The organism is Zobellella denitrificans (assembly GCF_002407485.1).
Classification (GTDB): Bacteria; Pseudomonadota; Gammaproteobacteria; order Enterobacterales; family Aeromonadaceae; genus Oceanimonas; species Oceanimonas denitrificans.
Window position 1 is genome coordinate 3625680 of the sequence record NZ_CP012621.1, and the last position, 25902, is coordinate 3651581.

Below are 25902 nucleotides of genomic sequence, written 5' to 3' on the forward strand. Positions count from 1 at the left end.
CGACCTGATGGCTTTCGCTGCTGGTGAGCCGGGCAATATTTTCCAGGCCTGAGTTTGCCCGGAGCGACCCCATGGGGGGAAAACCATCCACTGCTATTTGATAAATGGCGGATTCCCACCCATTTTCATTCTAAAAAAGAACAAAAGTTAATCACCCCCTCCTCTCTTGTAGTGAAAATGTAACGCCATAGCACCATTCCGGGGCAATTACATAAAGTTGGTCTCTTTTTTGCAAACCACATGTTAACAGCAACGCCAGCCTGATCACCTTCCGGTTACAGAAGGTGAACAGTGGCAGGGAAAGCCGACCGGTCCGCCAGGGCCGGAGCAAAAACAGAGGTAAACGATGTCAAACGCCGAACAACAGCTCGACAGCCTCAGCCCCGAAGAGCGCAAGAAGCTCAAGGAGCTGATGGAAAAAGACGCCAAGACCGAGCGCAAGCTGACCGGGCCCTGGGCCTGGCTGGTGGCCGGCCTGGCCGCGGCCATGGTCGCCATCTATTTCTACGGTGCCGGGGTGGCCGCCCTCAGCACCCAGTACCACCTGGGCGTGTATGTGTTGATCACCTTCGTCCTGGTGTTCCTGCTCTACCCCGCCGGCAGCCGCACCGCCCACGGTGGCCTGTCGCTGATCAGCGCGGCGCTGCTGTCGGTGCTGGTCAGTTGCTTCTTTATCTACGACTCGCCCACCGCCTTCTACCAGCAGATCACCCTGTTCCGGGAAACCTGGGAGTACGACGGCCTCGCCATGGCCATCTCCCAGGATCTGGACAAGCTGCACTACAGCCTGTGGCTGGTGCTGCCCTTCGCCGCCGTGCTGCTGCCGCTGGATCAGTGGCTGAACAAGCGTAACCACAACAGCCCCACCGCCAGCGATGTGATACTGGCGCTGATGGTGGCCGGCACCGTCATCTACTGGATCAGCCAGTTCGAGGCGCTCAACTACCGGGCCGGCGCCGAGAACGAGGTGGACATGCTGATCAGCATCGTCGGCCTGCTGCTGTCGCTCGAGATCTGCCGTCGGGTGCTGGGCTGGTCCATCACCCTGATCGGGGTGGGCATGATCGCCTTCGCCCTGTTCGGGCCCTACCTGCCGGAGCTGTTCGCCCACCGGGGCTTCCGCTTCGAGCGCCTGGCCACCGCCCTGTTCCTCACCACCAACGGGGTGTTCGGGGTCATGGCCAGCGTACTGGCCACCTACGTGATCCTGTTCATCTTCTTCGGCTCCTTCCTGCAGAAGTCCGGCGCCGGCAAGTTCTTTATCGACCTGCCCCTGGCCCTGGCCGGCCGCTCCACCGGCGGCCCGGCCAAGGTGGCGGTGATCTCCTCCGCCCTGTTCGGCTCGGTGTCCGGCTCCGCCATCGCCAACACCGTGTCCTCCGGCGCCTTCACCATCCCCATGATGAAGCGGGCCGGCTTCAAGCCCCACGTGGCCGGCGCCATCGAGCCCGCCGCCTCCATCGGCGGCATGTTCCTGCCCCCCATCATGGGCGCGGGCGGCTTCCTGATGGCCGAACTCACCGGCACCCCCTACTCCACCATCATGATCCTGTCCATCGGGCCCGCCATCCTCTACTTCCTGGCGGTGTACTGCATGGTGCACTTCGAGGCCAAGAAACACGGCCTGGTGGGCATCCAGGGCGAGGAGATCCCGCACTGGAAAACGGTGTTCAAGGCCGGCTGGTACTACGCCCTGCCCCTGGTGATCATCACGGTGCTGCTGCTGAGCGGCCGCTCCGCCGGCAACTCCGCCTTCTGGGCCACCCTGTCCTGCATCGCGGTAAGCTGGGTCAACAAGGAAACCCGCATGGGGCCGAGGGAGATCTGGGAAGCCATCCAGGTGGGCGCGCGCAACACCCTGATTGTGGGCGCCACCATCGGCGTGATCGGCGTCATCGTCGGCACCATCTCGCTCACCGGCATGGGCCTCAAGTTCTCCGACCTCATCATCTCCATGGCCGGCGACAGCCTGTTCCTGGCCCTGGTGCTGGTGGCCATCGCCTCCCTGGTGCTGGGCATGGGCGTGCCGGTGACCGCCGCCTACCTGATCGTGGCCGTGCTGGCGGTTCCCGCCCTGGGCGAGTTCGGCGTGGCCGCCATCGCCGCCCACATGATCGTCTACTGGCTGTCCCAGGACTCCAACATCACCCCGCCGGTATGCGTGGCCGCCTACGCGGGCGCCGCCATCGCCGGTTCGGATCCCTGGAAGACCGGCTGGACCTCGTTCAAGTTCGCCAAGATGCTGTACGTGATGCCGCTGCTGTTCGCCTACGTGCCGGCCATACTGCTCGACGGCACCATCATGGAGATCATCGTGGCCTTCGTCTCCGCCACCCTGGGCACCATCGCCTTCGGCGCCTTCTCCATGGGCTACCTGCGCCGCAGGACCAGGCTGCATGAATGGCTGCTGCTGGGCGTGGGCACCCTGCTGCTGTACTGGCCCACCCTGTGGTCCGACGCCGTCGGCCTGGCCGTTATCGCCCTGGTGTGGTGGCTGCAGCGGGAAGGCAGCACCGCCCCGGCGGTCAAGATCAACCACTCCAATGCCAGTTGAGGAGACCAGCATGGCCCAGATTAACCTGATCGTATATGCCACCGACTTCTCCGCAGGCTCGGCCCACGCCGCCGAGCTGGCCAGGCAACTGACCGGACTGCACGGTGCCCGCCTGCACCTGCTGCACGTGATCACCGAGCTGCACGACCGGCACTGGCGCGGCATTCCCGTCGGCCTGATGGAGGAGTTTGCCCGGGAGGTCAAGACCCAGGCGGTGGCCGACATGCATGACTTTGCCCAGCGCTTCTTCGGCGATTTCGAGGGCGAACTGACCACGGACGTGGTGATGGGCCCGGCCGCCGAGGAGATCCTGGTCCAGGCTTCGGCCCTCGGTGCCGACCTTATCGTGATGGGCACCCATGGCCGCAGCGGGGTGGAGCAGCTGCTGGTCGGTTCCACCACCGAGCGGCTGATCCGCAAGTCCATGATCCCTGTATTAACCGTACCCGAGCGCGGCTGAGAGGCCCGCTCCCCCTTCTCGAAGGAAGACCCCGAGAAACCATAACAAAGAGGAAACAACCATGATGTTGAAGCAACTGTTCAAACCCTCCAAGGCGCTGGCCTCCCTGACCATCGCCGCCGTGGCGGCCTTCGGCCTGAGCGCCACCGCCCAGGCCCAGACCGAACGCCTGGCGTTCTCCGGCGGCCCCGACGGCGGCACCTTCCAGTACTTTTCCAACGGCATCGCCACCCGGCTGTCGCGCACCATGGAAGGGGTGGAGGTGTCCAACATGGCGTCCGCCGGTTCGGTGGAAAACCTGCGTCGGGTCAACTCCCGTGACGCCGACTTCGGCATCGTCTATTCCGGCGACATGTACCTGGGCCTGCAGGGCAAGCTGACCAACGACACCCGCCAGTACCGCAACGCCCAGGCCATCTCCTACCTGTACGGCGCCCCGGCCCACCTGATCGTGCTGGACGGCTCCGGCATCACCGACGTGGCCCAACTGGCCGGCAAGAACGTGGCCGTGGGCCCGGCCGGCTCCGGCGCCGCCGCCTCCGCCCAGCGCTTCTTCGAGGGCGTGGGCCTGTGGGACAAGATCACGCCCCAGTACATCGGTTACAACCAGGGCGCCTCCGCCCTGGGGGATCGCCAGATCGACGCCCTCTGGGTATTCGCCGGCTTCCCCAACGCCTCGGTGATCCAGGCCGCCTCCAGCAACAAGGTACGGCTGCTGCAGGTGAACGAGGCCGCCGAGAAGGGCACCCTGTTCAACGATCACCCCTACTACGCCACCGTGACCATTCCCGCCGGTACCTACCCGGGCGTGGACTACGACGTGGTCACCATCCAGGACTCCGCCCTCTGGGTGGCCGGCCGTCACCTGTCCGAAGACAAGGTGTACGACAGCCTGAAGGAGATCTACTCCGAAGATGGCCTCAAGTTCATGCACTCCGTGACCCAGGCCGCCGAGGCCATGACGGTGGAAGACGGTATCCTGGGCATCGTGACCCCGCTGCACGAGGGCGCCAAGAAGTTCTGGACCGAGCAGGGCAAGACCCTGAGCAGCACCCAGCAATAATCCTTTTCAGGCTCCGTTAGCCTTTTCCGCCCCGCCGCAAGGCGGGGTTTTTTATGGTGACGTGAGCAAGCTCCCGCTTTGCCCTCCCCGCTATTGGTCCGACCATCGCCCAGACGCTATAACAATCATTCAACATCGAACAATCATTTTTCCAGGGAAAGGTGGGCTGTGCACTCATTCAGGCTTGGCATCGGTGGACGACTGCTGCTGGCGTTTCTGCTGCTGGCGGCCATCACCCTGCTGGCGGCGGGGCTCTCCTGGCGCAGCAGCGGTGAGCTGGAGACCCGGCTGCAACAGCTGCGGGAAACCAGCATAGGGGTGCTCTATGCCGCCTCCCGCCTCAACGATCAGAGCCGGCAGGTGGTGGCCATGGTGCCGCAACTGGTCAGCGCCGAGTCCCGCGCCGAACGGGAGCGGGCCCGCCAGGGGCTGGATCAGGCGCTGAACGGCATGGAGGACTGGATGCGCCACCTGCCGGACTACAACCGCTACTTTATCGAGATCACCGATCAGATCCGCAACAGCGTCGAACTGCTCGACACCACGGTCGTCCGCCGTGAACAGCTCGCTTGGGAAAGCCAGCAACAACGCCAGCTGATCCATCCGCTCTATCGCCGGCTCAACGACAGCCTGCTCGCCCGCCAGGCGGCCTCGCCCTCGCCGGAGCGGGCCACCATGCTACAGATCATCAACTATCTCGCCGCCCTGGCGGAAAAGGTCGCCAACGACACCAGCTTCAACGAGCTGGACTATACCTTCCTGCGGCTGGAGCAGATGGCCGGCGAACTCGACGGCCTGGATCGGGCTCTGCCCGACGACGAACGCCGGTCCCTGGCCCTGCTGCTGACCCTGGTGTCCCGGGATGGACCGCTGTTCCGGCTGAAAAACGAAGAGCTGGATCTGCGCTACCAGGAGCAGTTCCTGGTGGCCAACAGCCAGCGCCACGTGCGCCAGCTCGCCACCCAGATAGCCCACTACAGCGAGGCCGCCAACCATCAGGTCGATGCCGACATCGCCCAGTCGGCCCATACCCTGGCCCGCACCAGCCATGCCACCCTGCTGCTGTCCCTGCTCAGCCTGCTGCTGGTGGCCGGCATCTCCTGGCTCTATGTCAGCCGCAACGTGCTGGCGCGCATCGTCCGGTTGCAGCGCGACATGAGGGCCATTGCCAGCGGCCGGCTGGACACGCCCGTCAGCATCCGGGGCCGGGATGAAGTGGCCGACATGGCCAGGGATCTGCGCCACTTCCAGCAGACCGCCCTGCGGGCGGAGCGGGCCCGCCACCGCCTGGCCCGGGAAATCGAGGACCGGCTCCATGCCGAGCGCCAGCTGCGCCTGACCCAGGAAGAGCTGATCCAGGCCGGCAAGCTCGCCGCCCTGGGCCAGCTCAGCGTGGCCATCACCCACGAGATCAACCAGCCGCTCAACGCCATGAGCACCCAGTTGCATTCGGTGGGCCGCTACCTGGCCCGCAATGAAGCGGACAAGGCCGAGCAGGGCCTCGGCAAGCTGCGCCAGTTGCTGGACAAGGCCGGCACCATCACCCGCCACCTGCGCAGCTTCGCCCGCAAGGCCGACAGCCGGCTGTCGCCGGTGGCCCTGGGGGCGGTGGTGGAAGCGGCGGTCGAACTGCTGCAGCCCAGATGGCGCGGGGTGACCCTGAGCATCGCGGGGGATGCCGACACCCTGGTGCAGGCCGAGGCCATCCGCCTGGAGCAGGTGCTGGTCAACCTGCTCGGCAACGCCCTCGACGCGCTGGAGGAGCGGCCGTCTCCCGAGGTGCGCATCCACTGGCGGCAGTACCGGGATCAGGTGCAGCTCTGCCTGGAGGACAACGGCTGCGGCATTCCTCCCGAACGGCTGGAGCAGATCTTCGACCCCTACTACACCACCAAGGCCCCGAGCAAGGGCCTGGGGCTGGGCCTGGCCATCAGCTACAACATCATGCAGGACCTGGGCGGCCAGATCCGCCTGAGCTCCACTCCCGGCCGGGGCACCACCTTCAACCTGCGTTTCAACAGGGCATAACATGGAAATACTGCTGATCGACGACGAAGCCATGGTCAGGGACAGCCTGACCGAAATGCTGGAACTCGAGGGCTTCCGGGTGCGGGCCTTCGCCGATCCCCGCCGGGCCCTGGCCGAGCTGAGCCCGGGGCGCGAGGCGGTGCTGCTCACCGACGTGCGCATGCCGGGGCTGGACGGCCTCGAGCTGCTGCAACGGGTGCAGGCCAGGGACAGGGAACTGCCGGTGATCCTGATGAGCGGCCACGGCGACATTCCCATGGCGATCCAGGCGATGAAGGAGGGCGCCTACGACTTCCTGGAAAAACCCCTGCAGCCCGAGGCGCTGCTAGAACGGTTGCACAGCGCCATGGCACAGCGCCGCCTGAGCCTGCAGCCGCAGTCGCAGCCCGAAGGCGAGGATCCCCTGGCCCGCACCCTGCTCGGCCAGTCGGCCCCCATGCAGCGGCTGCGGGAGCAGCTCCGGGTGCTGGCCGCCGCCCAGGTGGACACCCTGATCTACGGCGAGACCGGTACCGGCAAGGACGTGTCGGCCCGTGCCCTGCACGACGCCGGCCCGCGGCGGGACAAGCGCTTCGTGGCCATCAACTGCGGCGCCATGCCCGAACACCTGCTGGAGAGCGAGCTGTTCGGCCATGAGGCCGGCGCCTTCACCGGCGCCCAGCGCCGCCACATCGGCAAAATTGAGGTGGCCCACGGCGGCACCCTGTTCCTGGACGAGATCGAGAGCATGCCCCTGGCGGCGCAGATCCGCCTGCTGCGGGTGCTGCAGGAACGGACCATAGAGCGGGTCGGCGGCACCGACCCCATACCGGTGCGGATCACGGTGATCGCCGCCAGCAAGGCGGATCTGGCCGAACTCAGCGAGCAGGGCCGCTTTCGCGCCGACCTCTACTACCGGCTCAACGTGGCCTGCCTGCACCTGCCGCCGCTGCGCGAACGCAAGGAGGATCTGGCCGAGCTGTTCCGCTTCCACGCCCGGCAGGCGGCGGACAGATACCAGCGCCCCCTGCCCGGCCTCAGGCCCAGCCAGCTCGCCCGCCTGGAGCAACACGATTGGCCCGGCAACGTGCGCGAGCTGCGCAACGTGGCCGAGCGCTTCGTGCTGGGGGTGGCCGGCGAAGGGCTGAACCTGGACCAGCCCGAACCGACCGCCGACGGCGACGGCGACGCCGACTTCGAACAGCAGCTCGAAGGCTACGAACGGAGGCTTATCATGGACAGCCTGCGCCGCCACCAGGGCCAGATCAACAAGGCCGCCGAGCACCTCAACCTGACCCGCAAGACCCTCTACCGCAAAATGAAGAAGTACCAGCTGGACAAATGGGACTACCGCGGCTGAGCCCCCCGGGCTTTGGGACAACCCTGTCCCAAAGTCCTCTTCGCCTGTCATCACGATTTCATAACAACATGAAATATAAAAAGAAAAAATCGTGGCATCGATTTTGCCATAGGGAGTTGGCCCAAACGGGCATTCACCCTATGGACTTTTCAACGATGAAGGACTGACATCATGACCAAACCCCTGCTGAGCGGCCTGCTGGCCACCACCCTGCTGTGCTCCCCCTGGCTGCAGGCCGAACAGATAGTCGTGGCCCACCGGGGTGCCTCCGGCTACCTGCCGGAACACACCCTGGCGGCCAAGGCCCTGGCCTACGCCATGAAGCCCCATTACCTGGAGCAGGACCTGGTGATGACCAAGGATGATCGCCTGGTGGTACTGCACGATCACTACCTGGACCGGGTCAGCGACGTGGCCGAACGCTTCCCCGGCCGCGCCCGGGAAGACGGCCGCTACTACGCCATCGACTTCACCCTGGACGAGATCCGCCAGTTGCGGGCCACCGAAGTGTTCAACCAGGACGAAGCCGGCAAACAGAGCGCCGTCTATCCCGGGCGTTTCCCCCTGTGGCAGTCCAGCTTTCGCATTCCCACCTTCGAGGAGGAAATCGAGCTGATCCAGGGCCTGAACAAGAGCCTGGGCTACGACATCGGCATCTACCCGGAGATCAAGGCGCCCTGGCTGCACCACCAGCACGGCAAGGACATTGCCCGCGCCACCCTGGAGGTGCTCAAGCGCTACGGCTACACCGGGCGGGACAGCAAGGTCTACCTGCAGACCTTCGACTACAACGAGCTCAAGCGCATCAAGGAGCAGTTGCTGCCGGAATACGGCATGGACATCAAGCTGGTGATGCTGCTGGCCCATACCGACTGGGGCGAAACCTTCGAGCAGGATGCCCAGGGCCAGTGGATCCCCTATGACTACGACTGGATGTTCGAGCCCGACGCCATGGCCACCCTGGCCCGGCACGCGGACGGCGTCGGCCCCTGGATGCCGATGGTGGTGGCCGACGGCTCCACCCCCGGCAACATCGAGCTGACCGGCCTGGCGGCCCGGGCCCAGGCCGCCGGCCTGGAGGTGCACCCCTACACCCTGCGCCTGGACGAAGGCCGGCTGCCCGCCTACGCCGAAAACTTCGAGCAGTTGCTCGACGTCTTCTACAACCAGGCCAGGGTGGACGGGGTCTTTACCGACTTCCCCGACAGGGCCGTCGCCTTTTTGGAACGGCAGGCGGAGTAAGACACCAACCCAGAGCGCCATGTAGTTTAAAAATCAGGCAGGGATGATTCTTGGGGCGCGGGCGGCCCGCCCGCATGAAGATGGCGCCGAGGTGGGCGAAGGCACAGCCCAGCCCGCAATGCCTGTTCTGCCTCGAGCCTCTTTGAACCTGTGGTGTGGCGGGCCAGCCCGGGGGTTCCCGCTGCGCGGGAAAGCAGGCGGGCCGCCTGCGCTCCACCAGTCAGGTGCCAATCTGCAAACGTCGTTTGCCACCGACGAGAGTCGCAGGGATAAGCGGTCAGTCCACAAGGGACAACCCTGTCCCTTTTTAACAAAACCGGCGGGACAGGACTGTCCCAAAGCCGGTTATCAAACCAGACGAAAAAAGTTAACACATTGAAAATAAAAGATTAAAAATATTGGCACCCATATTGCCATAGGGAAAGGGCAACACCGGGCACCGCCCATACGGAATAATCGACAAGATAAGGACGAAAACCATGACCAAAAACCTGATCACCGGCCTGCTGGCCTCCGCCCTGCTCGGCTTCGGCGTCGCCGCCCAGGCCCAGGACTGCCCCCGCGGCGTGCTCGACGACATGTACTGCGACAGCAACGGCGACATGGTGGCCGACACCCCCGCCGATCCCAAGCAGTGGAAGGATCCGGGCACCCTGGTGTTCACCTATACCCCGGTGGAAGATCCCGCCGTCTACCGCGACGCCTTCGCCGACTTCCAGAACTATCTGGCGGAAAAAACCGGCAAGAAGGTGATCTACTACTCGGTACACTCCAACTCGGCCCAGGTCGAGGCCATGCGCTCCGGCCGGCTGCATATCGCCGGCTTCTCCACCGGCCCCACCGGCTACGCGGTCAACCTGGCCGGCTATGTGCCCATCGCCGTCAAAGGCACCGAAGAGGCCTTCCAGGGCTACAACCTGATCATGCTGGTGCGCGCCGACAGCGACATCCAGACCATGGAGGACGTGAAGGGCAAGACGGTGGCCCACACCGCCGTGTCCTCCAACTCCGGCAACCTGGCGCCCCGTGCCCTGTTTCCGCTGATCGGCCTGACCCCGGACGAAGACTACAAGGTGGTCTATTCCGGCAAGCACGACCAGTCGGTGATGGGCGTGCTGTCCGGCGACTACGACGCCGCTCCCGTGGCCTCCGATGTCTACGACCGCATGGTCGAGGCCGGCCGGGTCAAGGGCGAGGACTTCCGCACCATCTACACCAGCGCCCGTTTCCCCACCTCCTCCTTCGGCTATGCCCACGACCTGCACCCGGATCTGGTGGCCAGGATCAAGGACGCCTTCGACAGCTATCGCTTCCCGGCAGAAATGCAGGAGACCTTCGGCGGTGCCGATCGCTTCTACCCCATCACCTACAAGGAAGACTGGCAGATCATCCGCGACATCGCCCACGCCACCGGCACCGCCTACACCAAGAACGGCCTGCAGCAACTGGCGGAGAAGGAAGCCGCCGACGCCGCCAAGCAACGGGCCGAAGCCCTGGCGCAACAGGCCCAACAGTAAAGACCCGGGGCCTGTTTACGCTCTGCAGCATTCGGCCAAAGGGTGCTGCTTGGAACTCTAGTGTCGCCTGCTGGCTACATCAACAGACGACGTCGGGGTTGAAAGAGGCGACAGGGATTGCCTCCGCCAACCGTCACATGCCAGGGACGGCATGTGCCGAGCGTCACAGGGATGTGCTTGCAGCGTGTCGGTGGAGGTAGCCCTGTTGCCTTTCCTCTGGCCACAACCGACAAGCCCCGTGGAGATCGTAAACGACCTCAGGAATGACAGCCTGTGACCGGACGCCTTTTCGTACAGAGGCGCCCCCTTTTTCCGATTAACCGCAAGGAAGAACGAGATGACCAGCTCCTATCTGCAGATCAAGCAGCTCAGCCACGCCTACACCCCGGGCAAGCCGATACTGCGCCAGATCGACATCGACATCACCGAACCCGGCATCATCGCCATCATAGGCCCTTCCGGCACCGGCAAGAGCACCCTGCTGCGCTGCATCAACCGGCTGATCACCCCCAGCCAGGGTCAGATCCTGTTCCGGCAGGCGGATCTGGCGGCGGCCAGGGGCAAGGAGCTGCGCCGGCTGCGCCGCCACATCGGCATGGTGTTCCAGGAATACAACCTGGTGGAGCGGCTGACGGTGCTGGAAAACGTGCTCACCGGCCGGCTCGGCTACATGAGCGCCTGGCAGGCCTGGCGACGCAACTTCGCCCGGGAGGATCTGGATCGGGCCTTCGAGCTGCTGGAAAAAGTGGGCCTGGCCGACTTCGCCATGCAGCGGGCCGACAGCCTGTCCGGCGGCCAGCGCCAGCGGGTGGGCATCGCCCGCGCCCTGATGCAGCAGCCCTATATCCTGCTGGCGGACGAGCCCACCTCGTCGCTCGATCCCAAGACGGCGGTGGAGATCATGGAACTGATGGACACCCTGGCCGCCAGCCAGGGCATCCCCACCCTGGTCAATATCCACGACGTCAAGCTGGCCCAGCGCTTTGCCCGGCGCATGATCGGCATGAGCGGCGGCCAGGTGGTATACGACGGCGATCCCGCCGGCATCACCGACGCCCACCTCAAGCAGATCTACGGAGGTGAATCATGGCTGGTGTAACCCGCTCCAACCCCTTCCGCCAGAGCCCGGCGGCCCGCCTGGGCTGGCTGGTCCTGGCCGCCTATGTGGTGTACGGCTTCGGCGCCATGGATCTCAACTGGGCCCGCTTCGTCGACGGCCTGGGCCACGGCGCCCGCCTGCTGGATCGCATGTTCCCGCCCAACTTCGATCGCTGGGAGATCCTGCTGCACGACCTGATCGAAAGCCTGCAGATCGCGGTGATCGCCAGCGTGGCCGGCATTTTCATTTCCCTGTTCGTGGGCCTGCTCGCCGCCCGCAACCTGATGCCCACCCTGGTCACCTCGCCGGCGCGGGTGCTGATCGCCGTGTGCCGCACCTTCCACCCGGTGATCATCGCCATCCTCTTCGTCAAGGCGGTGGGCTTCGGCGCCCTGGCCGGCATCCTCACCCTGGTGGTGGCCTCGGTGGGCTTTATCGCCAAGCTGTTCGCCGAGGCCATCGAGGAGATCTCGCTCAAGCAGGTAGAGGCCATCCGCGCCACCGGCGCCGGCTTTGTCAGCGTCATCCTGTTCGCGGTGCTGCCCCAGGTGTTCTCCCGCTTTATCGGCTTTTCCACCTACCAGCTCGACTCCAACCTGCGCAACTCCACCATGGTCGGCCTGGTCGGCGCCGGCGGACTGGGCGGCACCCTGTTCGCCGCCTTCCAGCGTTTCGACTACGACTTCGTCACCGCCATCCTGATCACCATCATCGCCCTGATCCTGGTGGGCGAGGCCCTGTCCAACGCGGTACGGAGAGTTTTCCAATGAGCAGTCACACCCAGTCGATGGAGCAAGCGCCCATGTCCCAGCCCCAACGCCAATGGCAGCGCTTCACCCCGCTGCAACGCCTGAGCCGCTACCTGGTCTACCTGGTGATCGTCGCCGCCTTCGTGATCTCGGTGCGCACCGTGGAGGTGATCCCCGAGTTCCTGTTCGACGCCCCCCAGCAAATGGCGGACATGTTCGCCCGCATGTGGCCGCTGGAATGGGCCTCCTACCCGACCACCATCCACGGCGCCCTGATGGAAACCCTGCACATCGCCACCCTGGGCACCCTGCTGTGCCTGCTGCTGGCGGTGCCCCTGGCGCTGCTCAACGCCGGCAACGTGGTGGCCTCGCCCTGGCTGAACTGGCTGGCCCGCTTCTTCCTGGTCTCTTCCCGCTCGGTCAACTCCCTGGTGTGGGCCCTGCTGTTCGTGGCGGTGTTCGGCCCCGGGGTGATCGCCGGGGCGCTGGCGGTGGCGCTGCGCTCGGTGGGCTTCGTAGGCAAGCTGCTGGCCGAGGCCATCGAGGAGATCAACATGGGCTCCATCGAGGCGCTGCGCGCCACCGGCGCCTCCACCGCCAGCGTGCTGATCAAGGGGTACTGGCCCCAGGTGATGCCGGCCTTCTTCAGCATAGTGCTGTTCCGCTGGGACATTAACGTGCGCGAGTCGGCGGTGCTGGGGCTGGTGGGCGCCGGCGGCATCGGCGTGGTGCTGAGCGACGCCATGAACCTGTTCATGTGGGAACGGGTGGCAACGGTACTGATGAGCATACTGGTGGTGGTGCTGCTGGCCGAGTGGCTGGTGGTGCAGGTGCGCAAGAGGTTGCTGTAATGACCCTGAACAATCGTTATCTGGTGCTGCGCCATGGCCACAGCCTGGCCAACCAGGCCCACCTCATCATCAGCCATCCCAGGCAGGGCGAGGCCGGCTACGGCCTCTCCCCCCAGGGTCGGCAACAGGTGGCCTGCACCCTGGCGAACTGGCCCTGTCCCCGGCCGGATCGCATCGTCAGCTCGCCGTTCCGGCGGGCCCGGGATACCGCCGAGCTGGCCGCCGCCCGCTTCCTCTGCCCCCTGAACGAGGACATCGCCCTGCGCGAGCGCTTCTTCGGCGAGCTGGACGGCGGCCCGGACCTGCGCTACCCGGACGTATGGCAGCAGGACGAGCTGAACCCGGATCACCATTACGCCGGGGTCGAAAGCCTGAACCAGGTGGCCGAACGCGGCTGGCGGCTGATCGAACAGCTGGAGCAACGGCACCGGGACCAGACCCTGCTGCTGGTGAGCCACGGCGATACCCTGCAAATCCTGCTGGCCCTGGCCCTGGGGCTGCCCCTCGGCCGCCACCGGGAGCTCAAGCCCCTGGCCACCGCCGAGGTGCGGGAGCTGAGCCTGGCTCCGCAGGCCGTCCTGCCCTGAGGACCTGGCCCTCCGAAAGAGGGCGTGCCGGGCGGCTATACTGTAGGCAGTTGCCACCCGAACGCGGACCTGCCCATGTCGACCTTTTCCGCCGAGCACGACGCCATTCTCGACGCCGCCCTCCACCTCGCCCTGCACAGCTCCTGGGAAGCCTTCAGCCTGCAGGAGCTGGCCGACGCCAGGGAACTGAGCCTGGCCGAGATCGCCCGCCATTTCCGCTCCAAGGACGACATGGCCGAGGCCCTGTTCGACCGGGCCGACGCCGCCATGCTGGGCCTGCCCCCGGAAGAGGACGAAGCCCTGGCGGAGCGGCTGCTGATCCGCATCATGGCCTGGCTGGACTACCTGGCGCCCTACAAGCCGCTGGTGCGGGACATGCTGGCCTACAAGCTGGAACCGGGCCACTTCCACCTGCAGGCCCACGGCATCACCCGGATCAGCCGCACCGTACAGTGGTTTATCGAGGCCGCCCGGTGGCGGCCGACCGGCCTCGGCCGCATCCTGGGGGAGCTCACCCTCACCTCCATCTACCTCACCGCCGTCGCCAGCTTCCTGGTGGACGGCAGCGACAACCTCAACACCACCCGCACCCTGCTGCGCGGCCTGCTGGAGCGGGCCACCCGGCGCTGCCCCCGGTGCTGAGCGGCCATGGACGGCCTGAGCCACGCCCTGCTCGGCGCCACCCTGGCGCAACTGCCCTCACCGCGCCGCTGCCCCCTGGGCCGCAACCAACGGCTGTGGCTGGGCGCCCTGGGCGGCCTCTTCCCCGACATCGACTACGCCCTCTTCCCCTGGTCGCCGCTGGAATTCCTCGCCTACTGGCACCAGGGGCCGACCCATTCCCTGCTGCTGGCGCCGCTCTGGGCCGGCCTGCTGGCCCTGGTGCTGCGGCTGCACCCGGCCCTGCGCGCCCAGGGCCGCTGGTTGTTCCTGCTCCTCCTTGTCGGCATCCTGTCCCACGACCTGCTCGACGCCCTCACCGGCTACGGCACCCAGCTGTTCTATCCCCTGAGCCGGGCCCGCTTCAGCGCCGATCTGCTGTTCGTGATCGACGCCTACTTCACCCTGCTGCTGGGCCTCTGCCTGGCGGTGCTGTACCGGCGGCCGGGGCGACGGCTCGTCCTGCTGCCGCCGCTCCTCTACCTGGGCCTGCTGCTCGGGCTCAAGCAACTGGCCCTGTACCAGGGCGGCGCTGCCGTGGCCATTCCCCAGCCCTTTTCGCCGCTGCATTGGCAGGTGATCGACCCCCACCGCCAGCAGTCGCTCTACCTGCGGCTGGCGCCGGATCCCGTCGCCGCCCGGGTCTCCTCCTGGCTCGGCTACCCCGGCTGGCGGCAGGGCTACCAGACCGGAGCCGGGGCCCGTTGGCAGCCCTATGGCCCGAGCAGCGCCGATCCGGACTGGCAAACGGAGGTGGATCAGGCCTGGCGGCACCCGGCGTTGCGGCCCTTTCGCGACTTCGCCCGCTATCCCTACCTGTACCGGGTGGAGCAGCGTGAGGACGAGCGCTGTGTCTGGTTCAGCGATCTGCGCTACGACTGGCCCGCCCTGCCGGCCAGCTTTCGCTACGGCCTGTGCCACCGGGCCGACGGCGACTGGCGGCTGTACCGGATGCGCTACCTGAGCGAGTGGCGCCAGCGGCTGTAGGCGTTGCGGGTCAGAAGCTGGCGGTGGTGATCCTCCCCCGGCCTCTTCCCGGGGAAGGCGGCCTCCGCCCCCATGGACAAAGGGGCCGGTTTGGGACTAGATTTTAACGGTCAAGCAGATCCGCGACGCCCAGGGAAGGAGCCCGCCCGCCGCCAAGGCACGGCAGGAGCGTCCTTTTTCAACACGGGAACATCATATGCACACCTTACGCCTGGCGCCCCTGGCGCTGCTGTTTGCCTTTACCCTGGCCGGCTGCTCGGAAGAGCAGGCCGCCAACGAGCAGGCCGGCACGGCCACCCTCTCCGGCAACCTCGTCTATCTGCCGCGCATCGCCCTGCCGGAGGACGCCCGGGCCAGCGTGCGCCTGGAAGACGTCAGCCTGGCCGACGCCCCCGCCGAGACCCTGGCGGAACAGAACTTCGCCACCGAAGGCCGGCAGGTACCGCTGCCCTTCAGCCTGGAATACGATACCGCCGCCATCGAGCCCAGCCACCGCTACGCGGTGCGCGGCGAGATCCGCGATGCCGCCGGCACCCTGCTGTGGACCACCACCGAACACCACGGCGTGCTGACCCAGGGCCAGCCCGGCGACGACATCGAGATCCGCCTGGAGCAGGTCGAGTCGGCGCCGGCCGGCCCCTCCACCCTGGTGTACCGCTGCACCCCGCAAGACGGCGAGCCCTTCGAGTTCGTGGTCCAGTATCATGATGGCCGGCTCGGCCTCTGGCTGCCGGACAGCTTCGAGCTACCCTACCAGGAACTGCCCCAGGTGATCTCCGCCAGCGGCGCCCGCTTCGAGAACGAGCAGGCCCAGGTCTGGAGCAAGGGCGATACCGCCCTGCTGGAAGTGGCCGGCCAGGACTACGGCGAATGCGTGGAAGACAGGGCCGCGGGCCTGCGGGAAGACGCCCGCCTGCGCGGCGTGACCCTGAGGGCCACCGGCAACGAACCCGGCTGGGTGCTGGAGGTGACCGCCGGCCAGCAGATCCGCTTCAACTACAACTACGGCGCCAACGAGCTGCTGCTGCCGACGCCCGAAGCCCTGCCGGACGACGCCGGCTACCGGGCGGCCAGCGCCGACCACCGGCTCGAGGTCAGCGTCAGCCAGGAACGCTGCCAGGACGACATGAGCGGCGAGGAATTCCCCTACCGGGTGCTGGTCACCCTCGACGACCAGCAGTTCCGCGGCTGCGGCACCCGGCTGGACTGAGCCCCCCGCCCGGGCCGCCCCGGCCCGGGCAAGCTGCTTCAAAATGAGTTAACATACTGTCATCACTCGCCTTTCTGGTAACCCCGTGATCACCGTTGAGCGCAAAGACGGCTTTTCCCTGAAGATTTCCCGCATCCTGCGGGAGGCCACCGAGCACCGGCTGGATCTCTACCTGTTCATTCCCGGCGAGCTGGGGCTCAACAGCCATGTGGTGCCGGAGGAGGAGTTCTACCATAGCGCCATCCACGTCAAGCGCACCTACTTCAGCGACCGCCAGCACCTGCCCCTGGTGCACAGCCGCCTGGCCCGCCGGGGCAAGCTCGGCACCGAGCAGTACCGGCTCAGCCTCAGCCTCTACGCCTACCAGTACGTGGCGGGGCTGGAGCAGTCCTGCCACGAGCTGCGCAACAGCAAGGACGCGGCCGGCCGGGAAGAGGTGGAAGAGGTCATCGCCCTGGCCGAGGATATCCTCAAGCGGCTGCGGCGCAACGTGCCGGCGGACGAGACCCTGCTCAAGTACTACGCCAATATCGACAACTACCTGTCCTGGTTCACCGAGCAACGGCTGCTGTCGCTGGTGGCCCACCTGCCCCGCAACGACGACTACAAGCTGCTCAAGCCCCGGCTGCTGGATGCCTGCGGCGCCGAGCGGCGGCACCGAGAAGCCCAGCAGTACAACTCCCCCCACACCGACGACTCCCCCTCGCGCCTGTCCAACAAGATGCGGCTGCTGCGCCGGCTGATCGAATACCCGGTCACCCTCAAGGAGAAAACCCGGGAGCTGGGCGGCGGCGAGCAGAAGCTGCTCAAGGCCGGGGTCACCGCCGTGGTGATGACCTCGGTGTCGCTCGCCGCCTTCGAGGTGCGCGAAACCCTGGGCGGCATCTCGCTGATGGTGATCTTCGCCCTGGCCCTGCTCTACGCCATGCGGGAGATCTTCAAGGAGGATCTGCGCGCCACCCTGTGGCGCTGGCTGCGCAAGGGCCGGCCCAAGTGGCGGCGGCAGTACTTCGACGTGCACAGCAACCAGCTGGTCGGACGCCAGCTGGAGTGGTTCGACTACCAGTCGCCCTCCCGCCTGGACGGCGCCATCAGGGCCGCCCGCCGGGCCAACGTCAGCCAGCGCGAGGAAGTGATCATGCACTACGGCAGCCACTCGCGCATGTTGCCGACCCGCTTCCTGAGCGGTTACGAGCAGACCCGGGAAGTGCTGCAGCTCGACCTGGCCCTGCTGGCCCGGCTGATGGAAAAGGGCTCCCATCACGTCTACCAGCTCAAGGACAATCAGGTCACCCGCCAGCCGGTGGAAAAACGCTACCTCATCAACCTGGTCACCCGCGAGGTACAGGGGCAGAAACCGCCGGTGCTCCAGCGCTGGAAGGTGGTGATGAGCCGCTCCAAGATAGTGGAAGTGGAAGAGATCCCCCAGCCGGGCAAGGACGGCGGCTGACGACCGCCCCGCCGGCCAGACCCCGCTCCCGTTGTCACGGCCCTTCGGCCGGCTGGCGCTCCGTCCTTGGCATGCTTCCTGCTAAATCCTGTTCGATGTTGGGCCCAAAAACAGGGCCCGCGCACCAAGGTGGTGCCAGAGGGATATTTTTAACTTATTAATCAATAGCTTGACAATAAGACCAAAAATCCGTCCGGGTCCATGACCGCCCCGGCACGACAGTGCGCGCACCACTTTGGACAAGTTGTTTGGCAAATGCACCATCATCGTGCAGTGATGGCCCGCCGCCGGCGGGCCCGAGGAGATCAATCCATGGACAATATCAGCAGCGCCATCGACAGCCTGGCGCAGAGCGCCAACACCCTCTTCATCCTGATGGGGGCCGTGATGGTGTTCGCCATGCACGCCGGCTTCGCCTTTCTCGAAGTGGGCACGGTGCGCCACAAGAACCAGGTCAACGCCCTGGCCAAGATCATGACCGACTTCGGCTTTTCCGCCGTGGCCTACTTCTTCGTCGGCTACTGGGTCGCCTACGGCGTCACCTTCTTCCAGGACGCCGACACCCTGTCCGCCGGCCAGGGCTACGAGCTGGTGAAGTTCTTCTTCCTGATGACCTTCGCCGCCGCCATCCCGGCCATCGTCTCCGGCGGCATCGCCGAACGCGCCCGGTTCTGGCCCCTGCTCACCGCCTCGGCGCTGAGCGTGGCCTTCGTCTATCCCTTCTTCGAGGGGCTGATCTGGAACGGCAACTTCGGCTTCCAGGCCTGGCTGGAGGCCACCTTCGGCGCCGCCTTCCACGACTTCGCCGGTTCGGTGGTGGTGCACGGGGTGGGCGGCTGGATCGGCCTGGTGGCGGTGCTGCTGCTGGGCGTGCGGCAGGGCCGCTACAAGGGCGGCAAGCTGGTGGCCTTTCCGCCCTCCAACATCCCCTTCCTGGCCCTGGGCGCCTGGATACTGTCCATCGGCTGGTTCGGCTTCAACGTGATGTCGGCCCAGACCCTGGACGGCATTTCCGGCCTGGTGGCGATCAACTCGCTGATGGCCATGGTCGGCGGCATCATCGCCGCCCTGATCCTCGGCAGGAACGACCCGGGCTTTATCCATAACGGTCCCCTGGCCGGGCTGGTGGCGGTGTGCGCCGGCTCCGACATCATGCACCCCATCGGTGCCCTGGCGGTGGGCGCCGTGGCCGGCGCCCTGTTCGTGTGGCTGTTCACCCTGCAGCAGAACCGCTGGAAGATCGATGACGTGCTCGGGGTCTGGCCGCTGCACGGCCTGTGCGGCGCCTGGGGCGGCATCGCCGCCGGCATCTTCGGTCAGTCGTCCCTCGGCGGCCTGGGCGGGGTCAGCCTGGTGTCCCAGTTGATCGGCACCCTGGCCGGCATCGCCGTGGCCGTGCTCGGCGCCCTGCTGGTGTACGGCGGTATCAAGATGGTGGTGGGCCTGCGCCTCAGCGACGAGCAGGAGTTCAACGGCGCCGATCTCAGCATCCACAAGATTGCCGCCACCAGCAACGACTGAGCGCCGCCCGGGTACGCCCCGCCCGAGTGATGGTATACTGTCGCCTTTGCAGCAGCGGGCGGACGGCATGAACGAGAGGGCTCCTGAACACGGCAAGCGGACAAGCGCAACCCGGCCTGGCCGGCTGGCCGTGCTGTGGGCGGCCCTGCTCTGGCTGGGCCTGGCCGGGCCGGCCGCCGCCCAGGGTGGCGTGATCCGGGTGGGGGGCGACCTCAACTACCCGCCCTACGAGTTCATCAACGAACAGGGGGAGCCCGACGGCTACAATACCGAGCTGACCCTGGCCATCGCCGAGGTGATGGGCATGCAGGTGGAGATCGAGCTCGGCCACTGGCAGCAGATGCGCCGGCGCCTGCTCGACGGCGAGCTGGACGTGCTGCAGGGCGCCGTCTTCTCCCCGGAGCGGGCCCGCTGGTTTGCCTTTTCCCCGCCCCATGCGCTGATCAACCACTCCCTGTTCGCCCGCAAGGGCGAGGCGGCCAATGTCAGCCTGGCCGATCTGGCCGGACGGGAGGTGATAGTGCAGCGCGACAGCATCATGCACGAACAACTCAGCCGGCTCGCCCCCGATGCCCTGGCCGTGCCGGTCGACACCCACTCCGACGCCCTGCGGCTGCTGGCTTCCGGCCGGCACGACTTCGCCCTGGTGGCCAACCTGCCCGGCCTCTATCTCGGCCGGGAGCTGGAGCTGTCCAACCTGGCGCCGGTGGGCCATCCCTTCCCGCCCCACCGCTACGGCTACATGGTGACCAAAGGCAACGAGGCGCTGCTGGCCCGCTTCAGCGAGGGGCTGGCCATTCTCAAGAACACCGGCCGCCAGCAGGCCCTGTATGACAAGTGGCTGGGCCCGCTGGAAAGCCCGGGCCTGCCCTGGAAGAAAATCGGCCTGGCCGCCGCCCTGGTTTCCCTGCTGCTGCTGCTGGGGCTGGCCGCCATCATGATCTGGAACCGGACCCTGCGCCGGGAAGTGGACCGCCGCAGCCGAGAGCTGGAACGCCAGCAGCAGCAGTTGCTGCAGGCCGACAAGATGGCCTCCCTCGGCATACTGGTGTCGGGGGTGGCCCACGAGATCAACAACCCCAGCGGCCTGCTGCTGCTCAACCTGCCGGTACTCAAAGAGGCCTATCAGGATGCCGAGGAGATCCTGGAAGCGCACTACCACAGCCACGGCGATTTCTACCTGGGCGGCCTGCCCTACAGCCGCATGCGCGACGAGATCCCGGCCATGCTGGACGACATGCTCACCAGCGCCGACCGCATCCGCCGCATCGTCGACGACCTGCGCGACTTCGCCCGCCAGGGCCCGGGCGAGCTCAACGAGACGGTGGATCTCAACGCTGTGGTGGCCACCGCCATCCGCCTGGTCGACACCAGCATCCGCAAGGCCAGCCACCACTTCGAGGTGAGCTACGGCGAGGGGCTGCCGCCCTTTCGCGGCAACGGCCAGCGCATCGAGCAGGTGGTGATCAACCTGATCGTCAACGCCTGCCAGGCGCTCACCGGCCCGGAACAAGGCATCCGGGTGAGCACCCGCTACCTGGCCGGCAGCCGGGAGCTGTGCCTGGAAGTCCGCGACCAGGGCCGGGGCATCGCCCCGGAGCACCTGTCCCGGCTGCGGGATCCCTTTTTCACCACCAAACGCGAGCAGGGCGGCATCGGCCTGGGCCTGGCGGTGTCCAGCGGCATAGTGCAGGAGCACGGCGGCCGGCTGGAATACGACTCCACCCCCGGCCAGGGCACCACCGCCACCCTCACCCTGCCCGCCCTCAAAGGAAACCAGAGTGATCACCAATAACCGCTATCCCGGCTTCGGGGTGCTGCTGGTGGACGACGAAGCCCCCTTTCTGCGCAGCCTGAGCATCGCCCTGGAGCGCCAGGGCATCAACCACCTCTACCGCTGCACCGACAGCCGCGAGGTGATGGCCACCATAGCACGGGAGCCCATCGGCCTGGTGCTGCTCGACCTGACCATGCCGCACCTGTCCGGCGAGGAGCTGCTGGCGCGCATCAAGGAAGAGCATCCCGATATCGGCGCCATCATCATCAGCGGCCTGAACCAGCTGGAAACGGCGGTCAACTGCATCCGCCTCGGCGCCTACGACTACTTCGTCAAGACCATGGAGGAAGACCGGCTGATCGGCGGCATCCGCCGCGCCATCCAGGCCCAGGAAATGCGCCAGGAAAACCAGGAGATGCGCCGCCGCTTCCTCACCGACACCCTGGAAAAGCCCGAGGCCTTCGCCGATATCGTCACCCAGGACAAGACCATGAGATCCGTGTTCCAGTACCTGGAAGCGATCGCCGTCAGCCGCCAGCCGGTGCTGATCTGCGGCGAGAGCGGGGTCGGCAAGGAGCTGATCGCCCGGGCCATCCACCGCCTCGGCGATGCACAGGGCCCCATGGTCAGCGTCAACGTCGCCGGGCTGGATGACAACGTCTTCGCCGACACCCTGTTCGGCCACCACCGCGGCGCCTTTACCGGTGCCGACCGGGCCCGGGCCGGCATGATAGAGCAGGCCGCCGGCGGCACCCTGTTCCTGGACGAGATCGGCGATCTCAGCCAGGCCTCCCAGGTCAAGCTGCTGCGCCTGCTGCAGGAGGGCGAGTACTATCCCCTCGGCAGCGACAGGCCCAAGCGGCTGCGGGCCCGCATCGTGGTGGCCACCCACCAGGATCTGGCCAGAAAGCAGCAGGACGGCGGCTTCCGCAAGGATCTCTACTACCGGCTGCGCATCCACCAGGTGGAGATACCGCCCCTGCGCCGGCGCAAGGGCGACCTGCCCCTGCTGCTGGCCCACTTCCTGGCCGAGGCGGCCGAGGAGCTGGGCAAGAGCGTGCCGACCCTGCCCAGGGAGCTGCCGGTGCTGCTCGCCAACTACGAGTTTCCCGGCAACGTGCGCGAGCTGCGCGCCCTGGTGTTCGACGCCATGAGCCGGCACCGCAGCCATATGCTGTCGATGGAGGTGTTCCGCCAGGCCTTGGGCCAGGACAACCCCACGCTCGTGCCGCAGGACGAGCCGGAGCAGCCCCTGTTCAGCCAGCTCGACACCCTGCCCACCCTGCAACAGGCCGGCGAGCTGCTGGTGGCCGAAGCCATGCGCCGGGCCCAGGGCAACCAGTCGCTGGCCGCCCGCCTGCTCGGCATCTCCCAGCCGGCCCTGAGCAAGCGGCTGAAGAAAAACACCGGGGAGGACTGAGTCCCTCCCCAAACCCCTATAACCAGGGTTAAGGCTATAACCACGGAATAACAAATAACCCTTTGATAATAAAAAAGTTGGATACAACAACCACCAAATCCATAACCCTGGTTATACCCCTTCCCACCCTGCTCCCGCGTCGGCACTTTGTCATTTAACTCTTTTAAAACAACAAGTTAAGTAGAAATTAAAAACTTGGCATTCTCCTTGCTGATACCTGGTACGCGGTACTGTCCGCCCGCCTCCGGATCTTCCGGCTCTGGCGGCCCCAGTTCGGGCATCGACGCCGATGCCGTTTTGCTTTTCCACATCGGATATGGAGAATCCACCTGATGACAACCGACAAGAAAAGACTGTCCCTCACCGGCCGTGTCCTGCTGGGCATGGGCCTGGGTATACTGGCCGGCTTTATCTTCCGCACCCTGCTGGCGGATGTCGCCCTGGTGCACGACTACCTGGTCAACGGCCTGCTCCATGTGGGCGGCAAGATCTTTATCGCCAGCCTGAGCATGCTGGTGGTGCCCCTGATCTTCGTATCCCTGGTGTGCGGCACCAGCTCGCTGAAGGATCTGTCCACCCTGGGCCGCCTGGGCGGCAAGACCCTGGCCTTCTACCTGGCCACCACCGCCATCGCCATCTCCCTGGCGCTGCTGATGGGCACCCTGTTCCAGCCCGGCCAGGGCGTGGATCTGACCACCGCCAGCACCTTCGCCGCCAAGGAAGCCCCGTCCCTGGGTGAGGTGTTCATCGGCATGTTCCCCACCAACCCCATCAACTCCATGGCCCAGGGCAACACCCTGCAGATCATCGTGTTCGCGGTGCTGTTCGGCATCGCCGTCAGCCTGGCGGGCAAGCCGGGCGAGCGTATCGCCGCCTTCTTCGGCGACGTGAGCGAAGTGATCATGAAGCTGGTGACCCTGCTGATGAACATCGCCCCCTACGGCGTGTTCTGCCTGATGGCCCAGCTGTTCACCACCCTGGGGCTGGACGCCATCGTCAACCTGGGCGAGTACTTCCTGGTGGTGGCCGGCACCCTGGTGCTGCACGCCCTGGTGACCTACGGCCTGATGCTCAAGACCTTTACCGGCCTGAGCCCGCTCACCTTCCTGAAGAAGATGGAAGACGCCATCATGTTCGCCTTTTCCACCGCCTCGTCCAACGCCACCATACCGGTGACCATGGAGACCACCACCCGCCGCATGGGCGTGGAAAACCGGGTCGCCTCCTTCACCGTGCCGCTGGGCGCCACCATCAACATGGACGGCACCGCCATCATGCAGGGGGTGGCCACCGCCTTTATCGCCCAGGCCTTCAACATCGACCTGAGCTTCAGCGACTACCTGATGGTGATCCTGACCGCCACCCTGGCTTCCGTCGGCACCGCCGGCGTACCCGGCGTGGGCCTGATCATGCTGGCCATGGTGCTGAACCAGGTCGGCCTGCCGGTGGAAGGCATCGCCCTGATCATCGGGGTCGACCGCCTGCTCGACATGCTCCGCACCGCAGTCAACATCACCGGCGACTCGGTGGTGACCTGCATCGTGGGCAAGAGCGAAGGCGCCATGGACCTGGCCCGCTTCAACGACCCCCACTCCGGCGAGAAGGAAGAGGAAATCCGCTTCCCCCGTCGCGGCAGCGACACCGCCAGCGAGGCCTCGGCCAGCAAGGCCTGATCGACCTCCCCGTACAACACCGGCGCCCCAGGGCGCCGGTTTTATTTATGGGCATCAATGCTTGAGACGCACGACCAGCTCGTAGAGTTCGTCGGCCACCGCTCTCAGCCCCTTGATGCTGGTTGCGGCTTGCCCCGCCAGCGCCAGGCTTGAATCGGTCAGGGCAGAAATGCTGACCACCTGGCGGTTGATGTCTTCCGCCACATGGGCTTGTTGCTCCACGGCGGCAGCCATCTGCAACGACATGTCGGCAATGTGTCCGACCGAGGAAGAGATACCGGCCAACATCTTTTCGGTTTCCATCACTCGCTCCAGCCCCGCTTCGGCACTGGCCTTGCCCCGCTCAGCCACCTGCACGGACGCACCGGCCCGCTGCGCCAGCGCCGCCACTATCTGGTGGATCTCGCCGGTGGAATCCCGGGTACGGCTCGCCAGTTGACGGACCTCGTCCGCCACCACGGCAAAGCCTCTCCCCTGTTCGCCGGCCCGGGCGGCTTCGATGGCGGCATTCAGCGCCAGCAGGTTGGTCTGCTCGGAAATAACCTCGATCATCTGCGCCACCCGCGCAATTTGCGTGGTCTGTTCCGACAACTGCCGTACCGAGCCGCCGATCTCGTCCACTATCTGCTTGAGTTCGGCAATCGCCTCCCGGGTAACCCCGGCCACCGCCCTCCCCTGGGTGGCCAGCTGGTTGGCATTATCGGCCTGAACTGCCGTTTCCTGCACATGGGAAGCAACATCCTTGATGGTCGCGGTCATCTCGTGCATGGCCGTCGCTACCTGCCCGGTTTCCCGGCGCAGATGCTCCATGCCCTCACGCGCCTGCTGCGACAATGACAACCCGGTTTGAGAGTGTCCCGCCACCTGTTTCGCGGCGTCCTCGATACGGGTGATGATGGTGTTGAGGCGGGCCTTTTCGCTGCGGATGCCGACTTTCAGCCGGCCCAGCATGCCCTGCTCCCGACTATGGGTGCGAACGGCCAGTTCATGGCGAAAGGCGCCGCCCAGCAACTCGTCCAACCCCTGCATGGCCTGGTGGTGCCGGTAGCTCACCCTGCCCCCGAAGACCGTCAACGACAGGATCAGCAGTGCCAGGGCGGCCGGCGGCTTGCCGCTCAGGAACAGGCCCGCCGCCAGCACCAGCCCCACGGCCAACACCAGCCAGGGGTGGCCAAGTACATTGGCCCGGCGAGACAGCGGCCCGTTGGCCAGCCGGGCATAGAGCCGCTCGGCACGAAGAACGTCTTCCCGGCAAGGGCTGGAGCGTACCGATTCATAACCGACGACCCTGCCCTGCTCGGTAATGGGGGACACATAAGCATCCACCCAGTAATAGTCACCGTTCTTGCAGCGGTTCTTCACCATGCCCATCCAGGGGGTTCCCGCCCTCAGGTGGTCCCACATCACCCGGAAGGCCTGAGCCGGCATATCCGGGTGGCGCACAATACTATGTGGCTGGCCTAGCAACTCATCGCGGCTGAAGCCACTGACGGCCACGAAGGCATCGTTGCACGCCACTATGTTGCCCTGCGCGTCGGTAACGGAAACCAGGCGTTCATGCTCGGGGAACAGGCGCTCGCGGGAGCTTATGGGGAGATTCATTCGCATCGTATTGTCCTGGGTCAAACACCGTCTGTTGGCGTGGGATGACGGCAACCTCTCCGCCGTTGAGCGGCATCACTCGCCTCAACAGCGGCTATTCATATCCGGACACC

The 25902-nt window shown here is 66.0% G+C and carries 20 protein-coding genes; 19 read left to right on the plus strand and 1 reads right to left on the minus strand.

The features are described from left to right. Positions 1–346 precede the first annotated feature (346 nt). The 19 genes from AN401_RS17130 to AN401_RS17220 all read left to right on the plus strand — a co-directional run bounded on the left by AN401_RS17130 (position 347) and on the right by AN401_RS17220 (position 24187). Positions 347–2554, plus strand: coding sequence for a TRAP transporter permease (locus tag AN401_RS17130; RefSeq protein ID WP_094038422.1), 2208 nt, complete (start codon positions 347–349; stop codon positions 2552–2554). Between the two features lie 10 nt (positions 2555–2564). Then, positions 2565–3014 (plus strand): universal stress protein, encoded by a 450-nt coding sequence (locus tag AN401_RS17135; RefSeq protein ID WP_094038423.1) that lies wholly within the window; start codon positions 2565–2567, stop codon positions 3012–3014. A 61-nt stretch (positions 3015–3075) separates the two neighbouring features. Next, positions 3076–4077, plus strand: a complete 1002-nt coding sequence (locus AN401_RS17140) for a TAXI family TRAP transporter solute-binding subunit (protein WP_232513342.1) — start codon at positions 3076–3078, stop codon at positions 4075–4077. Positions 4078–4245: 168 nt separating this feature from the next. After that, positions 4246–6105: an ATP-binding protein gene (locus AN401_RS17145; RefSeq protein ID WP_096780004.1), complete on the plus strand. Its 1860-nt coding sequence runs from the start codon at positions 4246–4248 to the stop codon at positions 6103–6105. Position 6106: 1 nt separating this feature from the next. Continuing rightward, on the plus strand, positions 6107–7444 hold the full coding sequence (locus AN401_RS17150) for a sigma-54-dependent transcriptional regulator (RefSeq protein WP_096780005.1): 1338 nt from the start codon (positions 6107–6109) through the stop codon (positions 7442–7444). A 171-nt stretch (positions 7445–7615) separates the two neighbouring features. Further along, positions 7616–8686, plus strand: a complete 1071-nt coding sequence (gene glpQ, locus AN401_RS17155; RefSeq protein ID WP_094038426.1) for a glycerophosphodiester phosphodiesterase — start codon at positions 7616–7618, stop codon at positions 8684–8686. A gap of 479 nt (positions 8687–9165) precedes the next feature. Continuing rightward, positions 9166–10203, plus strand: a complete 1038-nt coding sequence (gene phnD, locus AN401_RS17160; RefSeq protein WP_096780006.1) for a phosphate/phosphite/phosphonate ABC transporter substrate-binding protein — start codon at positions 9166–9168, stop codon at positions 10201–10203. A gap of 337 nt (positions 10204–10540) precedes the next feature. Continuing rightward, the gene (phnC, locus tag AN401_RS17165) at positions 10541–11302 is read left to right on the plus strand and encodes a phosphonate ABC transporter ATP-binding protein (RefSeq protein WP_096780007.1); all 762 of its coding nucleotides are present in this window, start codon (positions 10541–10543) and stop codon (positions 11300–11302) included. After that, positions 11290–12072: a phosphonate ABC transporter, permease protein PhnE gene (gene phnE / locus AN401_RS17170; RefSeq protein ID WP_096780008.1), complete on the plus strand. Its 783-nt coding sequence runs from the start codon at positions 11290–11292 to the stop codon at positions 12070–12072. The genes phnC and phnE (AN401_RS17170) overlap by 13 nt, the downstream gene beginning before the upstream one ends. Further along, entirely contained in the window at positions 12069–12902 is an 834-nt protein-coding gene (phnE, locus tag AN401_RS17175; protein ID WP_096780009.1) for a phosphonate ABC transporter, permease protein PhnE, read from the plus strand. Before phnE (AN401_RS17170) ends, phnE (AN401_RS17175) begins: the two co-directional genes overlap by 4 nt. Continuing rightward, complete coding sequence (locus AN401_RS17180; protein WP_096780010.1) at positions 12902–13489, plus strand: histidine phosphatase family protein; 588 nt, start codon at positions 12902–12904, stop codon at positions 13487–13489. The genes phnE (AN401_RS17175) and AN401_RS17180 overlap by 1 nt, the downstream gene beginning before the upstream one ends. A gap of 75 nt (positions 13490–13564) precedes the next feature. Continuing rightward, on the plus strand, positions 13565–14131 hold the full coding sequence (locus tag AN401_RS17185; protein WP_096780011.1) for a TetR/AcrR family transcriptional regulator: 567 nt from the start codon (positions 13565–13567) through the stop codon (positions 14129–14131). A gap of 6 nt (positions 14132–14137) precedes the next feature. Continuing rightward, on the plus strand, positions 14138–15136 hold the full coding sequence (locus tag AN401_RS17190; RefSeq protein ID WP_096780012.1) for a metal-dependent hydrolase: 999 nt from the start codon (positions 14138–14140) through the stop codon (positions 15134–15136). 196 nt (positions 15137–15332) lie between these two features. Next, entirely contained in the window at positions 15333–16346 is a 1014-nt protein-coding gene (locus AN401_RS19870; protein WP_157772300.1) for a YbaY family lipoprotein, read from the plus strand. A gap of 85 nt (positions 16347–16431) precedes the next feature. After that, the gene (locus AN401_RS17200) at positions 16432–17796 is read left to right on the plus strand and encodes a hypothetical protein (RefSeq protein ID WP_096780013.1); all 1365 of its coding nucleotides are present in this window, start codon (positions 16432–16434) and stop codon (positions 17794–17796) included. 312 nt (positions 17797–18108) lie between these two features. Next, the gene (locus tag AN401_RS17205; RefSeq protein ID WP_094038434.1) at positions 18109–19317 is read left to right on the plus strand and encodes an ammonium transporter; all 1209 of its coding nucleotides are present in this window, start codon (positions 18109–18111) and stop codon (positions 19315–19317) included. A gap of 67 nt (positions 19318–19384) precedes the next feature. Then, positions 19385–21112 (plus strand): transporter substrate-binding domain-containing protein, encoded by a 1728-nt coding sequence (locus AN401_RS17210; RefSeq protein ID WP_096780400.1) that lies wholly within the window; start codon positions 19385–19387, stop codon positions 21110–21112. Next, entirely contained in the window at positions 21099–22514 is a 1416-nt protein-coding gene (locus AN401_RS17215; protein WP_198401761.1) for a sigma-54-dependent transcriptional regulator, read from the plus strand. The genes AN401_RS17210 and AN401_RS17215 overlap by 14 nt, the downstream gene beginning before the upstream one ends. Positions 22515–22846: 332 nt before the next feature. After that, positions 22847–24187, plus strand: a complete 1341-nt coding sequence (locus tag AN401_RS17220; protein ID WP_096780014.1) for a dicarboxylate/amino acid:cation symporter — start codon at positions 22847–22849, stop codon at positions 24185–24187. 54 nt (positions 24188–24241) lie between these two features. Here AN401_RS17220 and AN401_RS17225 read toward each other — a convergent pair whose 3' ends face one another. Beyond that, positions 24242–25789 (minus strand): methyl-accepting chemotaxis protein, encoded by a 1548-nt coding sequence (locus tag AN401_RS17225; RefSeq protein ID WP_232513343.1) that lies wholly within the window; start codon positions 25787–25789, stop codon positions 24242–24244. Positions 25790–25902 lie beyond the last annotated feature (113 nt).

Coding starts and splice junctions, on each gene's coding strand:
- AN401_RS17130 (WP_094038422.1), top strand. CDS start 347: ATGTCAAACGCCGAACAACAGCTCGACAGCCTCAGCCCCGAAGAGCGC.
- phnE (WP_096780008.1), top strand. CDS start 11,290: ATGGCTGGTGTAACCCGCTCCAACCCCTTCCGCCAGAGCCCGGCGGCC.
- AN401_RS17220 (WP_096780014.1), top strand. CDS start 22,847: ATGACAACCGACAAGAAAAGACTGTCCCTCACCGGCCGTGTCCTGCTG.
- AN401_RS19870 (WP_157772300.1), top strand. CDS start 15,333: ATGCACACCTTACGCCTGGCGCCCCTGGCGCTGCTGTTTGCCTTTACC.
- AN401_RS17210 (WP_096780400.1), top strand. CDS start 19,385: ATGAACGAGAGGGCTCCTGAACACGGCAAGCGGACAAGCGCAACCCGG.
- AN401_RS17180 (WP_096780010.1), top strand. CDS start 12,902: ATGACCCTGAACAATCGTTATCTGGTGCTGCGCCATGGCCACAGCCTG.
- phnC (WP_096780007.1), top strand. CDS start 10,541: ATGACCAGCTCCTATCTGCAGATCAAGCAGCTCAGCCACGCCTACACC.
- AN401_RS17190 (WP_096780012.1), top strand. CDS start 14,138: ATGGACGGCCTGAGCCACGCCCTGCTCGGCGCCACCCTGGCGCAACTG.
- AN401_RS17185 (WP_096780011.1), top strand. CDS start 13,565: ATGTCGACCTTTTCCGCCGAGCACGACGCCATTCTCGACGCCGCCCTC.
- AN401_RS17205 (WP_094038434.1), top strand. CDS start 18,109: ATGGACAATATCAGCAGCGCCATCGACAGCCTGGCGCAGAGCGCCAAC.
- glpQ (WP_094038426.1), top strand. CDS start 7,616: ATGACCAAACCCCTGCTGAGCGGCCTGCTGGCCACCACCCTGCTGTGC.
- AN401_RS17150 (WP_096780005.1), top strand. CDS start 6,107: ATGGAAATACTGCTGATCGACGACGAAGCCATGGTCAGGGACAGCCTG.
- AN401_RS17135 (WP_094038423.1), top strand. CDS start 2,565: ATGGCCCAGATTAACCTGATCGTATATGCCACCGACTTCTCCGCAGGC.
- phnE (WP_096780009.1), top strand. CDS start 12,069: ATGAGCAGTCACACCCAGTCGATGGAGCAAGCGCCCATGTCCCAGCCC.
- AN401_RS17225 (WP_232513343.1), bottom strand. CDS start 25,789: ATGAATCTCCCCATAAGCTCCCGCGAGCGCCTGTTCCCCGAGCATGAA.
- phnD (WP_096780006.1), top strand. CDS start 9,166: ATGACCAAAAACCTGATCACCGGCCTGCTGGCCTCCGCCCTGCTCGGC.
- AN401_RS17140 (WP_232513342.1), top strand. CDS start 3,076: ATGATGTTGAAGCAACTGTTCAAACCCTCCAAGGCGCTGGCCTCCCTG.